The 20,330-nt window shown below is 67.0% G+C and carries 22 protein-coding genes; 7 read left to right on the top strand and 15 right to left on the bottom strand.

Going from position 1 to position 20,330, the window contains the following annotated elements:
- The first annotated feature begins 221 nt into the window (after positions 1–221).
- A complete protein-coding gene (locus AC1DHX_RS12080; protein ID WP_476857774.1) occupies positions 222–473 on the top strand; it encodes a hypothetical protein in 252 nt (83 codons plus the stop codon).
- A gap of 481 nt (positions 474–954) precedes the next feature.
- On the top strand, positions 955–1,392 hold the full coding sequence (locus tag AC1DHX_RS12085) for a hypothetical protein (RefSeq protein WP_476900067.1): 438 nt from the start codon (positions 955–957) through the stop codon (positions 1,390–1,392).
- Positions 1,393–1,478: 86 nt separating this feature from the next.
- Here the strand turns inward: AC1DHX_RS12085 and AC1DHX_RS12090 are convergent, their stop codons facing one another.
- Positions 1,479–2,255: a type 1 glutamine amidotransferase domain-containing protein gene (locus tag AC1DHX_RS12090; protein ID WP_476860436.1), complete on the bottom strand. Its 777-nt coding sequence runs from the start codon at positions 2,253–2,255 to the stop codon at positions 1,479–1,481.
- Between the two features lie 127 nt (positions 2,256–2,382).
- Here AC1DHX_RS12090 and AC1DHX_RS12095 point away from each other — a divergent pair, with 127 nt between their 5' ends.
- Positions 2,383–2,751 carry a hypothetical protein gene (locus AC1DHX_RS12095; protein ID WP_476860437.1) on the top strand — a complete coding sequence of 123 codons (369 nt, stop codon included), beginning with the start codon at positions 2,383–2,385 and terminating at the stop codon, positions 2,749–2,751.
- Between the two features lie 53 nt (positions 2,752–2,804).
- Here the strand turns inward: AC1DHX_RS12095 and AC1DHX_RS12100 are convergent, their stop codons facing one another.
- The 13 genes from AC1DHX_RS12100 to AC1DHX_RS12160 form a co-directional block, all read right to left on the bottom strand.
- Positions 2,805–3,044, bottom strand: a complete 240-nt coding sequence (locus AC1DHX_RS12100) for a hypothetical protein (RefSeq protein WP_476857777.1) — start codon at positions 3,042–3,044, stop codon at positions 2,805–2,807.
- A gap of 128 nt (positions 3,045–3,172) precedes the next feature.
- Positions 3,173–3,814, bottom strand: coding sequence for a LutC/YkgG family protein (locus tag AC1DHX_RS12105; protein WP_476860438.1), 642 nt, complete (start codon positions 3,812–3,814; stop codon positions 3,173–3,175).
- Positions 3,811–5,373, bottom strand: a complete 1,563-nt coding sequence (locus AC1DHX_RS12110; protein WP_476860439.1) for a LutB/LldF family L-lactate oxidation iron-sulfur protein — start codon at positions 5,371–5,373, stop codon at positions 3,811–3,813. The genes AC1DHX_RS12105 and AC1DHX_RS12110 overlap by 4 nt, the downstream gene beginning before the upstream one ends.
- Positions 5,370–6,173 carry a (Fe-S)-binding protein gene (locus AC1DHX_RS12115; protein WP_476860440.1) on the bottom strand — a complete coding sequence of 268 codons (804 nt, stop codon included), beginning with the start codon at positions 6,171–6,173 and terminating at the stop codon, positions 5,370–5,372. The genes AC1DHX_RS12110 and AC1DHX_RS12115 overlap by 4 nt, the downstream gene beginning before the upstream one ends.
- The gene (locus AC1DHX_RS12120; protein ID WP_476860441.1) at positions 6,170–7,735 is read right to left on the bottom strand and encodes a rhamnulokinase; all 1,566 of its coding nucleotides are present in this window, start codon (positions 7,733–7,735) and stop codon (positions 6,170–6,172) included. The genes AC1DHX_RS12115 and AC1DHX_RS12120 overlap by 4 nt, the downstream gene beginning before the upstream one ends.
- 11 nt (positions 7,736–7,746) lie before the next feature.
- Complete coding sequence (locus tag AC1DHX_RS12125) at positions 7,747–9,783, bottom strand: bifunctional aldolase/short-chain dehydrogenase (RefSeq protein ID WP_476860442.1); 2,037 nt, start codon at positions 9,781–9,783, stop codon at positions 7,747–7,749.
- A 3-nt stretch (positions 9,784–9,786) separates the two neighbouring features.
- Complete coding sequence (gene rhaI / locus AC1DHX_RS12130) at positions 9,787–10,965, bottom strand: L-rhamnose isomerase (RefSeq protein WP_230008181.1); 1,179 nt, start codon at positions 10,963–10,965, stop codon at positions 9,787–9,789.
- Positions 10,962–11,345 carry an L-rhamnose mutarotase gene (locus tag AC1DHX_RS12135; RefSeq protein WP_230008182.1) on the bottom strand — a complete coding sequence of 128 codons (384 nt, stop codon included), beginning with the start codon at positions 11,343–11,345 and terminating at the stop codon, positions 10,962–10,964. The genes rhaI and AC1DHX_RS12135 overlap by 4 nt, the downstream gene beginning before the upstream one ends.
- The gene (locus tag AC1DHX_RS12140; RefSeq protein ID WP_476860443.1) at positions 11,342–12,790 is read right to left on the bottom strand and encodes an arabinose isomerase; all 1,449 of its coding nucleotides are present in this window, start codon (positions 12,788–12,790) and stop codon (positions 11,342–11,344) included. The genes AC1DHX_RS12135 and AC1DHX_RS12140 overlap by 4 nt, the downstream gene beginning before the upstream one ends.
- Before the next feature lie 190 nt (positions 12,791–12,980).
- Positions 12,981–14,048: a rhamnose ABC transporter substrate-binding protein gene (gene rhaS, locus AC1DHX_RS12145; protein ID WP_084476154.1), complete on the bottom strand. Its 1,068-nt coding sequence runs from the start codon at positions 14,046–14,048 to the stop codon at positions 12,981–12,983.
- Positions 14,049–14,122: 74 nt separating this feature from the next.
- Positions 14,123–15,205: an ABC transporter permease gene (locus AC1DHX_RS12150; RefSeq protein WP_476860444.1), complete on the bottom strand. Its 1,083-nt coding sequence runs from the start codon at positions 15,203–15,205 to the stop codon at positions 14,123–14,125.
- Complete coding sequence (locus tag AC1DHX_RS12155; protein ID WP_243182157.1) at positions 15,198–16,244, bottom strand: ABC transporter permease; 1,047 nt, start codon at positions 16,242–16,244, stop codon at positions 15,198–15,200. Before AC1DHX_RS12155 ends, AC1DHX_RS12150 begins: the two co-directional genes overlap by 8 nt.
- Positions 16,241–17,785, bottom strand: coding sequence for a sugar ABC transporter ATP-binding protein (locus AC1DHX_RS12160; RefSeq protein WP_476900068.1), 1,545 nt, complete (start codon positions 17,783–17,785; stop codon positions 16,241–16,243). The genes AC1DHX_RS12155 and AC1DHX_RS12160 overlap by 4 nt, the downstream gene beginning before the upstream one ends.
- Before the next feature lie 246 nt (positions 17,786–18,031).
- Here AC1DHX_RS12160 and AC1DHX_RS12165 point away from each other — a divergent pair, with 246 nt between their 5' ends.
- The 4 genes from AC1DHX_RS12165 (at position 18,032) to AC1DHX_RS12180 (ending at position 20,180) form a co-directional block, all read left to right on the top strand.
- Complete coding sequence (locus AC1DHX_RS12165; RefSeq protein WP_230008865.1) at positions 18,032–19,042, top strand: LacI family DNA-binding transcriptional regulator; 1,011 nt, start codon at positions 18,032–18,034, stop codon at positions 19,040–19,042.
- Positions 19,043–19,054: 12 nt separating this feature from the next.
- Entirely contained in the window at positions 19,055–19,642 is a 588-nt protein-coding gene (locus tag AC1DHX_RS12170; RefSeq protein WP_476860446.1) for an SRPBCC family protein, read from the top strand.
- A 171-nt stretch (positions 19,643–19,813) separates the two neighbouring features.
- A complete protein-coding gene (locus AC1DHX_RS12175; protein ID WP_476860447.1) occupies positions 19,814–20,059 on the top strand; it encodes a hypothetical protein in 246 nt (81 codons plus the stop codon).
- Entirely contained in the window at positions 20,046–20,180 is a 135-nt protein-coding gene (locus AC1DHX_RS12180; protein ID WP_476860448.1) for a hypothetical protein, read from the top strand. Before AC1DHX_RS12175 ends, AC1DHX_RS12180 begins: the two co-directional genes overlap by 14 nt.
- On the opposite strand, the gene AC1DHX_RS12185 is transcribed toward AC1DHX_RS12180, so the two are convergent.
- The coding region (locus AC1DHX_RS12185; RefSeq protein WP_476900069.1) for an integrase core domain-containing protein at positions 20,177–20,330 on the bottom strand (154 nt) is incomplete at its 5' end. The genes AC1DHX_RS12180 and AC1DHX_RS12185 overlap by 4 nt on opposite strands.

Genomic DNA, 20,330 nt, shown 5'->3' on the forward strand with positions numbered 1-20,330 from the left:
CCCCGGTTGGCGCGAAAACAGGAGTTCCTAAAGATAGTTTAGAAACCACCGGAGCCGCTCGCGAACCTACTGAAGGCCACCCACCTCGTCATCCGCCAGCTCCAGGGCCTCGGCTACGGCGTCATCATCATCCAGCAAATGCCTGACGTCGCCTCATACTCACGCATGCGACTCGAAGGGGCCCCTTGTGCAATGGCGGAACGCCATGCAAGAGTGCGCCCATGAATGAATCCGCTGCTAAGGTCGCGCGCAAACTCAGCACAATTCCAGTTCGTGTGTCTCGCCAAATGACCGCCACCGAGTATCAGGTTCGCGTGGCCGAGGTCCTCAATCTTTTTGACATAGAAGCAGTGGGTGACGAAACGGGTGTGCATTACGGGGGCGAGGGCGTTGCACTGGAAGATCAGCCTCTACTCGCGGCCATTCGCGTACTCGTTGGAAGGCGATTCGGCGTCCCGGATAATCTACAGTAGCCCGACAGTAGGTGTCCTTCGGATCAAGTGTCGCGTTCCCGGGTCTTGGCCCGGACGAAGGGGTGGCATCGTTTTTTCTAGCGGTCACACCGGTCCTGAATCAAAGTGCCATATCCACCTCGCCGGGGCCATAGGCGTTCCGCCGGGTTCAACCCCGCAGTTATACCCAGTTCTAGAACTCCGTATAAATGTCTAGAACTCCGTATAAATGGAAATATTGGTGCGGCGAACCGGCCGAGGTGCTCCACTCACCGCTGGACACCCACATCCGCTATCGCCGCGTAAGTCAACTCCGCAGGCACGGCCGGTTACCGCTCGGCAGGACTGTCATTCACCCGGTTCGGGGTGGTAGGTGGCGAAGCGAGACGGTCGGTGGACCAGCACAGCGCGGTGGCGGGGTGGACTGCGGGTCTCACAACCAGAGAGGTACGCAGTGGGGAGCGGGACGAGAATGAGCAGGGGCCGCAAAATATGGCTCGGTGTGCTGGCAGTAACGGTTGCCTTTGTCACCGCTTTCTTCCTCTGGTCATCGTGGAAGAGCGATCAGATTGTCGCTGAGCTCAAGACGATTGCCGACCGCCTCCAGCCAGAGCCGGGATGGGAACCCTTAAGAACGCAGGAGCCGGTGGGCAGTGCGCTGTGCATCCCGCTCGATGGACCTTGCTCCCAGTACGCATACCGTTGGGACACTCACCGGAAGTACCGGGAGGGTGACCTGGAGCGGTACGTTCAGCAGGTGGGTTTGACGCCCCAGGAGTACAAGCCATGCGTACGGGACCAGAGGATCAATGCGGGCGGACTGGACTGCCGGGGTGTTGGAGTCATTGACGGCTGGAACGTACGCATCACGATCACTGACTACGGTCGGGACGACGACACCAACATTGTGCAAGTCGTGGTCAACAAGTACGGCTACTGAGCCTTGTTTTGTGTTCGCGGTTGCCGCAGAKCGGAGGCGGCCACCCCGTTGTCGGGGTGGCCGCCAGTTTCAGTGCGATCTGGGTGTTAGTGCTCTGCTTCTGCGGCAGCCTTCTTGGCGTCTTTCTCGGCGTCCTTCTCGGCGCGCAGAGCCTCCGCGTCGTGCTGTTCCTCGGCTTTTTCCTGGTGGATGACCGCTGCGAAGAGCTTCTCCATCTCCTTGGCCACGCCGGCGGCTGAGGCCGGGTTCTGGCCGGTCACCAGCCGGTCGTCAACCACGACCTTCTCCTCAAAGACGTCAGCGGAGACGTGGGTTGCGCCCTGTTCCTCAAGCCGGTCGGCCAAGAAGAACGGGATGACCTTGTCCTTCCCTGCGGCCACCTCCTCGTCGTTGGTGAAGGCGGCCACCTTCCGGCCCTCGACGAGGCGAAGCCCGTTCTTCAATTCCACGTTCAGCAGGCCGGCCGGTCCGTGGCAGACCGCGCCCACCAAGCCGCCGGCGTTGTAGACGCTGGCCACTAGATTCTGCAAGCCTTCGCTGCCCGGGAAGTCCCACATCGTGCCGTGGCCGCCCACCAGATAGACGGCGTCGTACTGGTCGGGATCAACGACGTCGACGCGGGCAGTGTTGTAGAGGCCGGCGCGCGTGGTCTCGTCCTCCGTGAAGGCGACCTGGATGGGATCTTCTGAGTCCACCTCGTCGCGCGGAGGCTGGCCGCCCTGGATGGATGCGAAGTCGACGAAATGCCCGGAATCCTTGAAGACCTTCCAGGGATGTGCAGCCTCGGCCACGTTGTAGCCGGTCTTCTCTCCGGTATCGCCGATCTCGGAAACGCTGGTCAGTACCATGAGGATTTTCTTCATGAAGTGCTCCTTTCGTCCAACTTCCACCCTACGCCCAGCCCAATTCGGGCCCTCCCCGCTGTCTTTTGCCTGCCGGCAGGCTTGCCTGGCACTTGACCATTGAGGCAGCGCCCTAGAGCCTTGGGGCATGACAACTCGATACCACTTGGGCCTCGCAGCCGCTGCAGGGTTGGCGCTGCTGTGCGGGTGCGCGATGCAGGGGGATCCGGCGAGTGGGACCCCGGCCAACCCAACAACTATGGCCGCCTCAGGCTCGCCGTACAGTCTCTACACACACTGCGGCATCCATGAAGCTCTCGTGCAGGGCACCTATTTCGTCGCAGACGAGGCGCTGGACGACGGCCACGGCAACCCGCCTGAAGGCTGGAAAAACCCCTACCAGCCCGGCGCCATCACCGTGACCGGCCCAAAGGCCATCTTCCGCGATGACGCCGGCCACACGGTGACCTTCCATGCCCGCCCTGGCGCCATAGGTTTCCTCAACAACTGCTCCTAAAACGCAGGCACCGGCACCCGAATCGCGCGGTTCGGTCGAGCGCTGCCAGCCGTTTACAGCTCCCCGTCGAGGTGCTCCATCTCCAGGCACGCGTCCTCGTAGGAAACGTCGCCGTTCCGGAATGCCTGCTCGAGTTCCTTGGCCCTGCGCCGTGAATGGGCTGTACTCAGGGTTCCCGTGAGGCCGGCCTCCAGATAGTCGAACCTGGAGTGCGTGGGCTGCTGGTCGCGGGCGTGGTCGCTTGCGGGGACGTGCCGGCGGATTGTCGCGCGGAACCAGGCGCCAGGGTGCATTAGGCGATGCGCATAGGCTCTGGGGTCGACTAGGTACATGCTTCCATGGTTCAACTCCCTGCTGAGAAGACCATGAGTTTCCTCTGAGTGATCGGGGCAAACGACTTTCCGGGGCCCCGGTCTCCCGCCTACCTCCGGACGATCACGACGTCCAGGGTCCGCGGGCCGTGGACGCCTTCGACGCGTTCGAGTTCGATGTCGCTGGTGGCGCTGGGACCGCTGATCCAGGTCTGCGGGCGGGTGCCGTCGAGCCGGCGGAGGGCCTCCGGCAGGATGGCGGTAATGTCCCCGGCCCCGACGATGCAGATGTGCCGGTCCGGGACGAGGCTGATGACCCGGCGCCCCTGGTCCGGTGCGGCATCGAGGATGATGGTGCCGGTTTCGGCGACGGCGACGGCGCTGCCGGTGACGACGGCGTCGATCCCGTCGAGCTCCTCGACGCTGAGCCGCTGCCCGGGGGCGTCGGTGACGCGGCGGCCGGAGCCGCCGTCGTGAGCGTCCGCCTCCGAGAACAGCGCCTGGTCCAGACCGTGTGGCACAGCGTAGCGGCCGGTGCCCTCGAGGAGCGCGGCGAGCCGCTGGGGCACCGCGGCGGCTTCCTCGATGAAGACATTCGCCTTGTAGTCGAGGAGCCGGTCTGTCAGCAGCTCGATGAGCTCTTCTCCGCCCAGCCCGGAGGAGCGCCGGTAGTCGCGGGGCACCTCCGGTACTGCCGGGGCGTCCCGGAGGGCCGCCCGGATCCGGTCGAGTATTTCTGCGCGCGCGCTCACGGGTTCTCCTCTGTTCCGGCTGATCCTGGGCCGGCGGTCTCCGTGCCGGGGGCACCGGGTCCGGCGGCCCGGTGTTCCTTGTCCCACCACTGCCGGAAGGACTGTGCGGGCGGTGCGGGGATGTCCCGGCTTTGGGTCCAGCCGGCGGCGATGCCGGGCAGTTTGGTGATTTTCCGGTCCGGTCCGGCGGCAATCCGTCCCAGCGGCAGCGCCTTCTCCACGAGGCCGAGATTCTTTCCGGAGGACAGCGCCCAGGAGGCCGCCTTCATGCCCAGGTCCATCTGGCTCGGCAGCCGCTCCCTCCCACGCTTCCCGCGCTTGCCGCGTTTGCTGTCCACGTCCTCGCCGCGCAGGTGCACCAGGATGTCCGGGATGTTGATCTTCACCGGGCAGGCGTCGTAGCAGGCGCCGCACAGGGAGGAAGCATAGGGCAGGGAGTTGTTCTCCTCGGCCGTGATCCCAGTCAGCAGCGGGGACAGGATCGCGCCGATCGGGCCCGGGTAGGTGGATCCGTAGGCGTGCCCGCCGGTGCGTTCGTAGACGGGGCACACGTTCATGCAGGCGCTGCAACGGATGCAGTGCAGCGCGGAGCGGCCCATTTCGTCGGCCAGGGCGGCGCTGCGTCCGTTATCCAGCAGGACCAGATGGACGTTTTGCGGCCCGTCGTCAGGAGTGACGCCGGTCCACAGCGAGGTGTAGGGGTTCATCCGCTCGCCCGTTGAGGACCGCGGGAGCAGCTGCATGAACACTTCGAGGTCCTCCCAGCCGGGCAGCAGTTTTTCGACGCCCATGACAGTGATGAGCGTTTCCGGCAGCGTCAGGCACATGCGCCCGTTGCCTTCGGACTCGACGACGGCCAGGGTCCCGGAGTCTGCGAGGGCGAAGTTCGCGCCGGACACGGCCACCTTGGCGCTGAGGAACTTGCGGCGCAGGTGTGCCCGGGCGGCCGCGGCGAGGCGGGCCGGCTCGTTGGTCAGCTCCGGGTCCACCCCCTCCATTTCGCGCAGGAAGATGTCCCGGACCTGGCTGCGGTTCTTGTGGATGGCCGGGACCAGGATGTGGCTGGGCTTGTCGTGGTCCAGCTGGACGATGAGCTCGGCGAGGTCGGTCTCGTAAGCCGCGATGCCCTGTTCTTCGAGGTATTCGTTGAGGCCGATTTCCTGCGTGGCCATGGACTTGACCTTGACCACCTCGTCGGCGCCCTGGTCCCGGATGAGGGCGGCGACAATGCTGTTGGCTTCGCCGGCGTCCCGGGCCCAGTGGATGGTCCCGCCTCGGGCGGTGAAGTTCGCCTCGAACTCTTCGAGCAGTTCCGGCAGCCGGGCCATGACGGATTCCTTGATCGCCCGGCCCGCCTCGCGCAGCTCCTCCCAGTCGGGGAGTTCGGACACGACGGCCAGCCGCTTGTCCCGGATGGTCCGGGTGGCGTGGCCGAGGTTGGCCCGCAGCTGGGTGTTGCCGAGCTCGCGGCGGGCGGCTTTCGGGAAGGGCTCGTGTTCGTGCAGGTTGCCGATGCCGAAGACCGGCAGGGACGGCATCCCCAGGAATGTGCCGCTCATCGCGCGGTCCTTCCGGTGGTGAGGCGGACGTCGCCGGAGACGGCGGCGGGATTCTCGAGGGTGCTGGCCAGGATCTCGGCGAAGTGCATCGTGGTGACGCCGGTGCCCTGCCGGGACAGTCCGCCGCCGATGTGCATCAGGCAGGACGCGTCGCCGCCGGCGCAAAGTTCCGCGCCCGTGCCGCAGATGTTGGCGGTCTTGTCCGCCAGCATCGCCGAGGAGACGTCCGCGTTCTTCATCGAGAAGGTGCCGCCGAAGCCGCAGCACTGGTCGGCCTCGGGCAGTTCGGCCAGTTCGATGCCGCCGACCGAGCGCAACAGGTCCAGTTGGCGGTCGCCGAGCCGGAGCAGGCGCATGCCGTGGCAGCTGGGGTGGTAGGTGATCCGGTGCGGGAAGTACGAGCCCAGCTGCGCCGCTGCGTCGGTGACGCCCAGGACATCCACCAGGAGCTGGGAGAGCTCGTAGGTTTTGGCTCCGACGGCGGCGGCCCGGGCTTCCAGCCCGGCGTCCCCGCAGCGGCGGGCGACCATGGGGTGCTGGTGCTTCACCGAGGCGACACACGAACCGGAAGGTGCGACGGCGACGTCGTACTCATCTTCTTCGAAGGCCTTCACATGGTTGGCGACGACGGGCAGCGCTTCCTTGAGGTAGCCGCTGTTGACGTGCATCTGCCCGCAGCAGGCCTGGCCGGCCGGAAAGATGACCTCGTGGCCGAGGCGTTCCAGGATGGACACCGTGGCGCGGGCCGTGGCCGGGTACATGGCGTCAACGATGCACGTGGCGAAAAGCGCGATCCTCACTGGGCACCTCCGCTGGGGACGACACTCTGGTGTGCGGCCCGGGCTGAGGGCACGTACTCCGCCGGGTGCTGGGAGGCACGCACCACGGCGCGCAGCTCCCCCAGCCCGCCGCTGAGCACGCCGGCGGCGCGGGCCTGGACCAGGACGTTGCCCAGGGCCGTGGCTTCCACGGGTCCGGCGATCACGCGTTTGCCGGTGGCGTCGGCGGTGAGCTGGCACAGGAGCCGGTTCTGGGATCCGCCGCCCACAATGTGCACGACGCCGGCCCGGACGTCCGCGAGCCGTTCGGCGTCGGCGATGGTCCGGGCGTAGCCGGCGGCAAGGCTGTCCAGGATGCACCGCACGATGTGCGCGGGATGCTCCGGCAAGACAGCGCCGGTGTTCCGGACCGCGCCCCGGATCCGTTCGGGCATGTTGTCCGGAGCGATGAAACAGGGGTCGTCGGCGTTGATGACCGGGCCGCCGGGCGGAAGAGTCGCGGCCGCGTCGAGCAGTTCCTCGAGCCCCGGCCGGTAGCCTTCGGCGGCCCAGGTGCGCTGGCATTCGCTGAGCAGCCAGAGGCCGCCGACGTTGCGCAGGTAGCGGATGGTGCCGTCCACGCCGCGTTCGTTGGTGAAGTTCGCGGTCCGGCTGGCCTCGGTCAGGACCGGGTGGGACAGTTCGACGCCGACCAGAGACCACGTGCCGGAGGAGACGTAGGCGAAATTCTCGTTAGCACCTCCGGCGCCAGCACGTCCGGCGTCCGCCGGTACGGCGGCGACGGCCGAGGCGGTGTCGTGCGAGCCGACGGCCACCACGGCCGTGGTTTCGGGAAGTCCCAGGCGTCCCGCGATGTCCTTGGTGAGGGTGCCGATGGTCTCGCCGGGCTGGATCAGCGGCGGGAACAGGTTCGTGGGTAGGTCCAGGGCGGTGAGGAACTCCGTGGCCCACTCCCCCGCGACGGCGTCGAAGAGCCCGGTGGTGGAGGCGTTGGTGGCCTCGGTGCGGCGCTGGCCGGTGAGCAGGAACCCGATGAGGTCCGGGATGAGCAGCGCCTGCAGCCCCTCCAGGGCCGGCTCCGTGGCGAGCTGGTAGATCGTGTTGAACGGCAGGAACTGCAGCCCGGTGGTGGCGTAGAGCCGGGCCGGATCGAGTTTTTCGTGGACCTGGGAGATGGCGGCATGAGACCGGCCGTCGCGGTAGCTGAACGGCGCCGCGACCAGTTCACCGGCGTCGTTGACCAGCCCGTAGTCCACGGCCCAGGTGTCGATCCCGATGCTGGCGATGCTCTCGCCGCGGGCCGCGGCCGTCGTGGCGGCGGCCGCGAGCCCGGCGAGGACCTCGGCGAACAGCGCGTCGAAGTCCCAGCGGAGGCCGCCGTCGAGCTCCTTGACCCCGTTGGGGAACCGGTGCACGGTCTCCAGCTCGGCCCTCGCCCCACCGGGACTGCCCGCGACCCGGCCCAGGATGACCCGGCCCGAGGACGCACCGATGTCGATTGCGGCAAAAGCACTGCCGGCTACGACATTCCCGGCGTACAAACCGCCGCTGGGTGCGGTATCCGCTGGTGGCACCGCGTTCATCGCAGGAAGGCTCATCGCAGGAAGGCCGCGGCCACGCCAGCGTCCACGGGGATGTGGAGCCCCGTGGTGTGGGAGAGCTCGCTGCCGGTGAGCACGGCGGCGGCGTTGGCCACGTTTTCGGGCAGCACTTCGCGCTTGAGCAGGGTGCGCTGGGCGTAGTACTTGCCCAGTTCCTCTTCCTGCACGCCGTAGACGGCGGCGCGCTTGGCGCCCCAGCCGCCGGCGAAGATCCCGGAGCCGCGGACCACGCCGTCGGGGTTGATGCCGTTGACCCGGATCCCGTACTCGCCCAGTTCCGCGGCGAGGAGCCTGACCTGGTGGGCCTGGTCTGCCTTGGTGGCGGAGTAGGCGATGTTGTTCGGGCCGGCGAACACGGAGTTCTTGGAGGAGATGTAGATGATGTCCCCGCCCATCTCCTGGCCGATCATCACCTGCGCGGCCGCCTTGGCCACCAGGAACGAGCCCTTGGCCATGACGTTGTGCTGGAGGTCCCAGTCCTTTTCCGTGGTTTCCAGCAGCGGCTTGGAGATGGAGAGCCCCGCGTTGTTGACCACCAGGTCCAGTCCGCCGAAGGCCAGGACGGCTTCCTGGATGGCGGCGGCGATCTGGGCTTCGTCGGTGACGTCGGCCTGGACGCCGATGGCGACGTCGGCGCCGCCGAGTTCCGCGGCCACGGACCGGGCGTTGTCCAGGTTCAGGTCAGCGATGACCACGCACGCGCCGTCGGCGGCGAAGCGGGTGGCGATCGCTTTGCCGATGCCCGACGCCGCCCCGGTCACCAGGGCGATCCGGCCGGCATGGGATTTCGGCTTGGGCATCCGGGCCAGTTTGGCTTCCTCCAGGGCCCAGTATTCGATCCGGAACTTCTCGGCTTCCTCGATCGGGGCATAGGTGGAGACGGCTTCGGCGCCGCGCATGACGTTGATGGCGTTGAGGTAGAACTCCCCCGCCACCCGGGCGGTCTGCTTGTTCGCGCCGAAAGAGAACATGCCCACGCCGGGCACCAGCACAATCGCCGGGTCCGCGCCGCGCAGGGCGGGGCTGTCCGGGGTCGCGTGCCGGTCGTAATACCCCTGGTAGTCCTCGCGGTAGGCGGCGTGGAGTTCCTTCAGCCGGGCCACAGAGTCTTCAACCGGGGCGTCGGCGGGCAGGTCCAGGACCAGCGGCTTGACCTTGGTGCGCAGGAAGTGGTCCGGGCAGGACGTGCCCAGGGCCCCGAGCCGCGGGTGTTCGGCGCTTTCCAGGAACGCCAGGACGGCGGGGTGGTCGCTGAAGTGCCCGAGCTGCGGCTTGTCCGTCGAGGCGAGGCCGCGGATCACGGGGGCCAGGGCGGCGGCCTTCGCGCGGCGCTCGGTTTCCGGGAGGGCGGCGTAGCCGGGCAGCTTGGGACCGAACGGTTCGTTCTTTCCGTGGTCCTTGATGTACTCCTCGGCCTGCTCGATGATCCACAGCGAGTTGGCTTCGGCTTCCTCGCTGGTGGCGCCCCAGGCGGTGATGCCGTGGCCGCCCAGAATGGTTCCGACGGCCTGAGGGTTGGCGTCCTTGATCGCGGCGATGTCCAGGCCGAGCTGGAAGCCGGGGCGCCGCCACGGCACCCAGGCCACTTTCTCGCCGAAGATCTCCTTGGTCAGGGCCTCGCCGTCGGCGGCCGTGGCGAGGGCGATGCCGGAGTCCGGGTGCAGGTGGTCCACGTGCGCGGCATCGATCAGGCCATGCATGGCGGTGTCGATCGAGGGGGCGGCGCCGCCCTTGCCGAACAGGCAGTAATCGAACGCGGCGACCATGTCGTCTTCACGCTCGACGCCGGGGTACACGTTCTTGAGCGCCTGCAGCCGGTCCAGCCGCAGCACGGCAAGGCCCTCGGCCTTCAGCGTGCCCAGGTCACCGCCGGAGCCCTTGACCCACAGGAGCTCGACGTCGTCGCCGGTCACGGGGTCCTTTTCGGTGCCCTTGGCGGAGGTGTTGCCGCCGGCGAAGTTGGTGTTCCGCTTGTCCGCGCCGAGGCGGTTCGAACGGGAGATCAGTTCTTCAACAGTCTTATTGGTCATTATTTAAGCGCCCCATCCGGCCTGGTGGCCGCCGACGCGGTCCTCGTTGATCTTCTTCTGGTAACCGCTGGCCTTGAAGGCGGCCATCGGGTCCGCGGGCAGGCCGCGGGATTCACGCCAATGCGCCAGCGCGGGGCGGACATCGGTGTAAAAGGCATCGTTGAAGATGCCGTTGGCGGCCAGGACGTCGCCGCTGCGCTGGGCCTCGGCCAGCGCGTCGGTGTCGATCAGCAGGGCGCGGGCGGTCATTTCCTGGACATTGAGCACGGACCGGATTTGGCCCGGGATCTTTTCCTCCAGGTTGTGGCACTGGTCCAGCATCAGGGCGACGGCTGAATTCTCTCCTGCGGACTTACCGAACCCGCCGCCGCGGATGACCTCGTGCATGATGCGGAAGAGCTGGAAGGGATCCGCCGCACCGACGATCAGGTCATCATCCGCGTAGAAGCGGGAGTTGAAGTCGAAGGAGCCGAGCTTGCCCAGACGCAGCAGCTGCATGACGATGAACTCGATGTTGGTGCCGGGGGCGTGGTGGCCGGTGTCGAGGCAGACAAAGGCTTTCTCGCCCAGGGCCAGTGTCTGGGCGTAGGAGGTACCCCAGTCCGGAACGTCGGTGTGGTAGAAAGCCGGCTCGAAGAACTTGTACTCCAGCACCAGGCGCTGCTCGTCGCCCAGGGCCGCGTAGATTTCCTGCAGCGACTCGGCCAGGCGGTCCTGCCGGCCGCGCATGTCGTCCTGGCCCGGGTAGTTGGTGCCGTCCGCGAGCCAGATCTTCAGATCCCGCGAGCCCGTGGCGTTCATGATCTCCAGGCACTCGAGGTGGTGGTCGATCGCGCGGCGGCGGACCGCAGGGTTCGAGGAGGTCAGGGAACCAAACTTGTACTCGTCGTCCTGGAAGGTGTTGGAGTTGATGGTGCCGAGTCCCACGCCGAGCTCCGCCGCGAACTCCTTCAGGGCCGCGTAATCATCCACCTTGTCCCAGGGGATGTGCAGCGCCACGGTGGGCGCGAGTCCGGTGAGTTCGTGGACCTTCGCGGCGTCGGCCAGCTTCTCGTGGACCGTGCGCGGGGTGCCGGGAGTGCCGAACACCTTGAAGCGGGTGCCGGAGTTGCCGTAGGCCCAGGACGGGACCTCGATGGCGAGTTCCCCGAGGCGGCCCAGGGCCGTTTCTGTGGTGTTCATGGTTGTTCCTTCTGCGGTTGGTGGTTGTCCCCGGCGGCGTTTGCTGCGGACAACTGGTCCTCGAGATTGAAGATTTCGGTGAGCTGGAGGAAGCCTTGGTCCGGCGCTCCGGCGAGGTCGTCGAAGAAGCCGGCCATGTCGGCCTGCCAGTGGGCGTTGACGTCAGTGGCTGCCATCCGGGCCTGGGCTTCGGTCAGGCTGTCCGTTTCGAAGTAGCCGATCAGGAGCCCGTCGGGCCGGAGGAAGAGTGAGTAGTTGTTCCAGCCCGAGGCCGTCAGGGCCCGGAGCATCTCCGGCCAGACGGCGGCGTGCCGGCGGGTGTATTCCCCGATCAGCGCAGGCTTGACCTGGAGCTGGAAGCAGACGCGTTGCGTGCTCATGAGAGCACCACGTGGCGGTGTTCGATGCCCAGCAGGGATGCGGCGGCCTTGATGTCGGCGGCGCGGTGGCCGACGCACAGGGCCCAGTGGTGGCCGATTCCGGTCTGGCTCCAGACGTCCACCCAGAGCCCGGGGTCCCCGCCGAAGTCCACCCGGGAGGTCGTGTTGCCGATCTGCAGGAGCGGGCCGGGAACCACCTCGCCCTCGGAGGTGACGAACACGTAGCTTCCGTCCGGGTCCTGGCCGAGGCCGAAAGTGGTGACGGGGCCGCGGCGAACATCGAATTCGACCGAGACGCCCCAGCCGCGTTTGCCGTGGTAGATGCCGAGCCCGCGCAGGAGCGGGTCCTGGGCGGACACGGCCAGGTGGGCCGGGCCGTCGTGTCCCATTTCGACCACGTTGTCGAGGAAGTTCAGGGCCTGGATCTCGGTAAATGATCCCCCGGCGCCGATCGCCTGGGCCGCCAGCATGGCGATGGAGGTCCGCAGCTCGAACTCGCCGGCCATCGGGATGCCCCGGGCCGTCAGGATGGAGGAGCCCAGGATCATCCCGGCGCCGAGCCGTTCGTGCTGTTCGCCTGCCAGTCCGCGGTGATAGTAGGCCACGGAGTCGAGGTCGAAGTCCTCCACAAGGCGGTCCAGGCCGACGGACACCTTCGCGCCCCACGCGAAGTCGTCGTCGTTCACGGAGTCATCCACAACGAAAAGTTCGCGGGCGAGCCCGAGCCGTTCGGTCACCTCCGCCTCCGTGACGGCGTTGACCCGTTCGCGGAGGTCATCGAATTCGAGCACCTCCACGTGCGAGCCGAAGGTGGTGGACACGGTGGTGAGGTCGGTGGCGACATCCAGCATGCCCGGATAGAGGTGGCCCATGAGCCCGTGCCGGGCATTGCGGAGCCGGGCGCGGACGCCGGCGGCGTGGACCCACGCGGTGATCCGCTCCCAGGCGGACTCCTGCTTAAGGTGCCCCGAGACTGAGCGGAAATCGATCCCGGCCCGGCGGAAGACGTTGGCGACCTCCGGCACCGGGCACTGGCCGCAGTAGGCCAGCCACTTGCCGGTGTCAAAGTTGGCGTGGTCCATCGCTTCGGTTGGCTGCAGGTCGATCACCAGAACGGGGGTCTTCGCGCGCTGGGCGATGGGCAGGACCATGGAGGACGTCAGGTACGTGGTGAGGAAGATGACGATGAGGTCGCAGTCGGCGACGCGGAGCTTTTCGCCGGCCGCGGCGGCCTCCTGCGCGTCGGAGATGAAGCCGGTGTCGACGACGTCGGCGTCGAGCTCCTGGAAGCGGCCGGTGACGTAGCGGACGGACTCCCGCAGCTGCGGCAGCAGCTCCGGGAACTGGGGCCAGTAGGCGCCGAGACCGCCGGAGACCAGCCCGATGCGGGTGGGGCGGCGCCGGTGCGGTTGCAGCAGCCGGTCTGCCGGTTGTTTCTGGTTCATGTGGGGGCCTTCCGGCATGAAAAGGGGGGATCTGGGGCTCCGGAACGTGGTTTCCGGGCACGGCTGTGGAGTAGACGCCGTGGGCCCGGTGCTGCGGCACCGGTGAAGTGGAACGGGTGGGTGGAAGGGACGAGGTGCCGGGCGGGCTGTCGGCGGCCCGCCCGGCCGCTCGGGATGGGTCAGGAACGGATCAGAAGTTGTACTTGTCGATGTTCTCGGCGTTGAAGACCGTCGGCGGGCCGACGATCACCAGGCCACCCTTTTCGACCTTGCGTTCACCCAGTTCGCCGGCGGTGAAGGTATCCCCTTCGGCGCCGGTGATCTTGCCGTCCTTGAGGGCCTTGCCGGCGAACGCCGCCACGTAGCCGAGCTGTGCCGGATCCCAGAGGGCGAACTCCTTGACGGTGCCGTCCTTCACGAAAGGCCGCATTTCATTCGGCAGCCCGAGCCCGGTGAGGGCAACCTTGCCCTTGTACGCGGACGTTGAGAGGTACCGGGCGGTAGCCGCGATGCCCACCGTGGTGGGCGAGATGATGCCCTTCAGGTTCGGGTGGGCCTGCATGAGGCCCTGGGCTTCCTGGAAGGACTTGGTGTCGTTGTCATCGCCGTAGACCTTGGCCACAAGCTTGATGTCCTTGTACGCGGGGTTGGAGGCGAGCTCCTCCTCCATGTACTTGATCCACTCGTTCTGGTTGGTGGCGTTGGCGGTGGCGGACAGGATGGCGATCTCGCCGCTGCCGCCGATCTGCTCGGAAATCAGCTTGGTCTGGATCAAGGCAACGTCCTTGGCGACGACCTGGCTGATGAAGATGTCGCGGCAGTCGGGATTGGTATCCGAGTCGAACGCGACGATCTTGGCGCCTGCGGAACGGGCTTCGCCGAGGGCGGTGCAGACAGCGTCGGGGTCATTGGCGGCAATCGCGATGACGTTCGTGCCGGCCTGCGTCTCGGCGTTGATGAACGAAACCTGGCTGGAGGCGGAGGCTTCCAGCGGTCCGACGACCTGCGAGGAGGCGAATCCTGCCTCAGTGGCGCCCTTCTTGCCGCCGCCCAGAACAACGTCCGTGTACGGGTTGTTCAGCTGCTTGGGGATGAAGGTGATCTTCTGGTCCCCGCCGCCTGCCGAGGGGCTGCTGGTGTCGGTCGAGGATGCAGAGCCGCTGTTGCAGGCTGTCAGCGCCAGTGCGGCCACGGCGGTGATGGCCACCATGCTTCCCAGTCGGCCGGTCCGGCCCTTGTTCTTGCGGTTCAACATCATTGTTCTTCCCTTTTCCTTCGTGCGGTCGGTACAGCCGGTCCCAGGCGGGCGCGGTTTGTTGTGGTGTGCAGATTTCAGGTGGCCTTGCGGGTGAAACTTCGGCGGACGCGGCGGGTGTGCCGCCATTGCCTGATGGCGGAGCCGATGCTCGGCGCCACCACTGAGAGGATCAGCAGCAGTCCGGTCACCGTGATGAGGACGACGTCGGACACCCGGGCCAGGCGGAGGGCGTAGTTGAGCGTGCCGATCAGCAGGACGCCGGCGATGACGCCGGGGATGGAGCCCTTGCCGCCGAAGATCGACACGCCGCCGAGCAGGACGGCGGCGATGACGGCCAGTTCCAGGCCGGAAGCGTTGTCGCTGCGGGCGCTTGTGTAGCGCAGCGTCCAGTAGATGCCGGCGAGAGCCGAAACGGCGCCGGACCCGACGTACAGCCAGAACTTGCTGCGGGCGACGTTGATCCCGACGAAGCTGGCGGCTTCCTTGCTGTAGCCCATCGCATAGAGGCCGCGTCCGAACGGTGTGAAGTGCAGCAGCACGCCGAAGAAGACCATCACCACCACGACGCCGATCATCACCGTGGGGATGCCGGTGCCGCCGATTTTGGAGGTGAAGAAGGCGGTCAGCGCCTTGGGGAAGTTGGCCACGGCGTTGTCGCCGATGATGACCAGGGCCAGGCCTCGGAACAACGCCAGGGTGCCGATGGTGACCGCCAGGGAGGGCAGTCCGAGGACCGCGATCAGGAAGCCGTTGAACATGCCGGCGGCAATGCCTGCCAGCAGGCTGATTGCCAGGGCCAGCCAGATGTCCGTCCCGCCGGCCCAGAGGACGCCCATCAGGGCGCTGGTCAGGCCAGCGGTGCTGGCCACGGACAAGTCGATTTCGCCCGTGATGATGATCAGCGTCATCGGCATGGCAATCAGCAGGACCGGGATCACGTCCAGGAGCAGGAAGCCGGTGGTGACCGGCGAGGCGAAGCGCGGGATGGCGATGGCGGCGTAGATCAGGAAAGCAATCAGGGCGTAGATGGTGACCGCGTCACGGCCCATCAGGATTCGCGCGGCCCCGGTCCGGCCCTTCGGTTCGCTGGCCAGCGGCTTGGTGTTGTCAGCCACGGGAGCCGGCGCCGTGCTGGTGGTGGACGTGGTTTCAGACATTGCGAGCCTCGCTAATCCGCAGTTTCTTGGCTGTGCGCAGGCTGGCCACGCGGTCGATGATGATGGCGGTGAGGATCAGCACGCCGACGATCGCCTGCTGCCAGAATTTGTCCACCCGCAGGGCAGTCAGGGAGCTGGTGATGGTGGTCAGGAGGACGGCGCCGAGCGCGGCCCCGGTCACCGATCCGCTGCCGCCGAAGATGGCCACACCACCGACGACGGCGGCCGCCACCACGGTCAGTTCCATCCCCGTGCCGGTGGTGGCGCCGACGGAGTTGAAGCGGCTGGCGTAAAGCACACCGGCCAGGCCGGCGAGCGCGCCGTTGGCCAGGAACGCGAGGAACACGCGCTTGGAGACCTTGATGCCGAAGGCGGTGGCCGCGTCCGGGTCCGAGCCGATGGCGTACAGGTCACGGCCCGGGCGGGTGCCGGACATGTAGATGGCGACGGCGATTACGACGACGATGGCCAGCAGCGTGATGACGGGGAACCCCAGAAAGGTGTTCACCGAGAGGGCGCCGAACTCCTCCGGACGGTCGCCGGCGAAGTACTGCTTGCCGCCGGCCCAGGCGTTGTTCAGGCCGCGGTACACGTAAAGCGTCCCGAGGGTGATGACCAGGGCGGGCACTTTGGCGAGGGTGACCAGGGCGCCGTTGACGGCGCCCAGCAGCGCCCCGAAGGCCATGCCGATCACAAAGACTGCGATGATCGGCACGTCGGGCATGGCCGAGAAAAGGGAGCCGGTGCCGAAGGCGACCAGCCCCAGCATGGAGCCGACGGAAAGGTCGATGTTCCTGGTGATGATCAGCAGGGTTTGCCCCACCGCCAGAATCATGATGATCGTGGCGTTGAGCAGCAGGTCCTTCACGCCCTGCGCGGTGAGGAACAGCGGGTTGATCAGGTAGGTGACGAGTACCAGCAGTGCCAGCGCAATCAGCACGGGGAGTTCGCGCATCCGCAGCAGCGAGGCGACGGCGCCCCGGGCTCCGGCGTCGGGTGCCGGCGTCGTTGCGTTCTTGTGGTCCAGAGCTGAGCTCACAGGGTTCCTCCTGCGGAAGACGTGGCGGCGTGCATGACCGATTCGGGGTTCGCATCGGCACGGTCGAGTTCGGCGGTGATCCGGCCTTCGCGCATGACCAGGACGCGGTCCGCCATGCCGAGGACCTCGGGCAGTTCGGAGGAGATCATCAGGATCGCGATCCCGCGCCCGGCGAGGTCCGATATGAGCCGGTGGACCTCGCTCTTGGTGCCGACGTCGATGCCGCGGGTGGGCTCGTCGATGATCAGCAGCCGGGGGTCCGTGGCCAGCCACTTGGCGAGCACCACCTTTTGCTGGTTGCCGCCGGAGAGCGTGGAGACGGCGTACTCCTGCGAGCCGGTCTTGACCTGGAGCCGTTTGCTCCATTCCTGGGCCGCGCGCCGCTCCGCGCCCCCGTTGATCAGGCCCGCCGTCGTGTACTTGTTGCGCAGCGTGAGCGTGACGTTCCGGGCCACGGACAGGTCCATCACGAGGCCCTGCTTGCGGCGGTCCTCCGGCACGAAGCCCATGCCGGCGGTGATGGCCATCTGGGGATTCCTCGGCCTGAGCTTGCGTCCGTCGAAGGTGATATCGCCGGCGTCGTAKGGGTCGATTCCGAATACGGCACGGGCCACCTCTGTGCGGCCGGCGCCGACGAGGCCGGCCAAGGCAACGATTTCCCCGGCGCGGACCTCGAAGCTGATATCGCGGAACACCCCGGCGCGGCTGAGGCCGTCCACTTTCAGGACCACGTCGCCGATCTCGGCAGGGGTCTTGGGGAACAGGGCGCCAATGTCGCGGCCCACCATCTCGCGAACGATCTGCTCGACGGTGACGTCGGCCGTGCGGTGGGTGGAGATGTACCGGCCGTCCCGCATCACGGTGATGCGGTCGCACAGGTCAAAGACTTCGTCGAAACGGTGCGAAATGAAGAGGATGCCGGTCCCGCGGTCCCGGAGGCTCCGGGCCACGGCGAACAGCCGTTCCACCTCGACGCCGCTGAGGGCGGCCGTGGGCTCGTCCATCACCAGGACTTTGGCGTCCAGCGAAATGGCCTTGGCGATTTCAATGATCTGCTGGTCCGCGATGGACAGGCCTTCGGCGATGCGGGTCGGGTCGATCGGAACGCCGAGCCGCTCGAACAGCTTGCGCGCCTCCCTGACCATGGTCGCTTTGCTGATGAGCCCGAAGCGGCCCTTGGGCTGGCGGCCGATGAAAATGTTCTCCGCGACGCTCAGGTCGGGGAAGAGCGTGGGTTCCTGGTAGATGACCGAGATTCCGGCGTCCTTGCTCTCGGCAACATTGCGGAACTGGACGCTCTGGCCGGCCACCTGGAAGTCGCCGGAATCGGGGTGGTGCAGGCCTGCGAGGATTTTCACCAGCGTGGACTTGCCGGCGCCGTTCTCGCCGACGAGTGCGTGGATTTCGCCAGCCTCGATGTGGATGGTGCCGTCGGCCAGGGCGACCACCGGGCCGAAGGTCTTGGCTGCGTGGGAGAGCGAGAGGACCRGAACCTGCTCCCCCTCAGCGGGGCCGGACCGGGAACTGTGTGTCTGCTGCATAAAATTGACCGCACCTTTGGGGCTTAGTGAACACTGCAATGAATCGTTTCATAACGAGTTGTGATTTGAATCATAAGGTCTTCAAATCAACACGTCAACTGACGTCAGGCATTCGTGACGCTGCTTTTGATTCGTTTCAATGAAAGGGTTCAAAGTGGACCCCGGACGGGTATCCTGAAGTGACTATTTTGCGTACGCGCCGCCTGGCCCCAGGGGCTGCGGCGTCCACCTTCAGGAGCACAGGAAATGGTTTCAGCGAGCGTCAAGGACGTCGCGGCACTGGCCGGCGTCTCGGTGGGGACGGTCTCCAATGTGCTGAACCGGCCGCAGAAGGTTTCCGCGGAAGTTACCCTGAGGGTCCAGTCCGCCATCGACAAGCTCGGCTTCGTCCGGAACGACGCCGCGCGCCAGTTGCGCGCGGGCATGAGCCACAGCATCGGCCTGGTGGTCCTGGACGCTGCCAACCCCTTCTTCTCGGATCTGGCCCGGGGCGCGGAGGACCGCGCCGCCGCGGAGAACTTCACCGTCCTCGTCGGCAACAGCAACGAGGACGAGGGCCGGGAATCCGCGTATCTGGACCTCTTTGAGCAGCAGCGCGTGCGGGGCGTGCTGCTGTCCCCGGTAGGAAATGTGATTCCCCGGCTGGAGCAGCTCCGGCGCCGGGGCATCCCTACAGTGCTCGTGGACCGGCAGACAGAGAACACGAGCTTCTCCTCCGTGGCCGTGGACGACCTGGCGGGCGGGGAGATGGCTGCGGCCCACCTGTTGTCGCTGGGCAGGCGGCGGATCGCGTTTGTCGGCGGACCGGCAAGCATCCGGCAGGTAGCGGACCGTTTGGCGGGGGCGCGGAAGGCCATCGACGCCGTTGCGGGTGCAACGCTGGAGGTCATCGCCACGGAATCCCTGACCGTGCTTTCGGGCAGGGCGGCCGGCGAGTCCATCCAGGCCCGGCCCGAAGCCGAACGCCCGGATGCGATCTTTGCAGCCAACGACCTGCTTGCCGTGGGTGCCCTGCAGGGCCTGATGCTCATGGGCGGCGTCAAGGTGCCGCAGGAGATAGCCCTGATCGGCTACGACGACATAGAGTTCGCCGCSGCCGCCGTCGTGCCGCTGTCCTCCATCCGGCAGCCCAGCGCCCTCATCGGCTCCACCGCGCTGGAACTGTTGCTCCGGGAGGCGGCATCGGAGGACGGCTTTGCACCCACCCAGGTGGTCTTTCCGCCCGAATTGATAGTGAGGGCATCCACGCAGGGCTGAAAGGAGGCCCCGATGGGCAGCACAGATTATGAGTTCCGGACCGTCTGGCGCGTGGCGGGCACGCCGGAGGAGGTCGCGGCCGTCCTGGGCGACGCCACGGCCATGCCGCGCTGGTGGCCTTCCGTCTATCTCAGCGTCGAGCCCGTGGCCGGCGGCCCGGAGCCCGGGCCCGGAATGCACAGACCTGTACGCCTCTACACGAAGGGCTGGCTGCCCTATACGCTCCGCTGGACCCTCACGGTTACAGAGCCCGTCACGGCCCGCGGCTTCGCCCTCACCGCGGCAGGCGATCTGAACGGCACCGGCCGCTGGACCTTCGAGCCGGACGGGCCGGAAACGGTCATCACCTACGACTGGCGCGTCAGTACCGCGAAGCCCCTGCTGCGGCGGCTGAGCTGGCTGCTAAAGCCGGCCTTCGCCGCCAACCACCGCTGGGCGATGGCCCGCGGCCAGGAGAGCCTCGCCCTGGAGCTGCGCCGGCGCCGCGCGGCAGCGGGGGGCACCTCGGGGCGCACGGCGGCCGGGCCAGCGGCTGTCCCGCCGCCCCCTCCGCCCACCTTTGCCTGGCTGACCCGCCGAGCCGCCCGCACGGACACGTAGACGGCCGCCTAGTGTCCGGAGTTCTGCCCGGGCTCTTGCCCTGAACTTCCGGCCCTGGACTTGTGCACAACAGTAAGTCAGTGTCTCATTCACTTGACCATTGAGGCGGGGGGCCATTCCGCGGTTAGCTGGGTCACATCCTCGTTTCCCCGTGACCGTTCAGGACTCCTCATGACCTTGCAGAAAAACCGGCCTTCCGGCAGCGCCGCCCATTGGGACGATGTCGAGATCGGCGACGCCGTCCACCTCCACCGTGGCGGCCGCCTTGAGCACGCGGGCCTGGTCGATAACCGCACGCCCGACGGCGACGTCGTATGGGTGCTCTCCGACGGCGGGCACCGTCAGTTGTTCCACGTTGCCGACGGCTTTGAACTGAGCGTGGCAGAACCCGAAGGAGCCGGCCATGCTGGCAACTGACCGGCCAACGGCCCTGGCACGGCAGCCGGAAATCCTGTCCGGGTCCGCGTCCGGGACGGACCCCTGGGCCGCTTCCTGCCCCGACGACTGCCACTACTGCTCGGGGCCCGAGACCGACTAGGTGTACTGCCCAGGGAGGTTGGTTAAGCGGCTGATGGGCGGGTGGCCACCGATTGCGGTGTGGGGCCTGTGGTGATTGTAGTGGTGCAGCCATGCCGGGAGGGCGTTTCTGCGGGCTGATTCCGTGGCGTAGAAGCGTTTGAATGCCCAC

The organism is Arthrobacter sp. 05N33_2, from assembly GCF_056397425.1.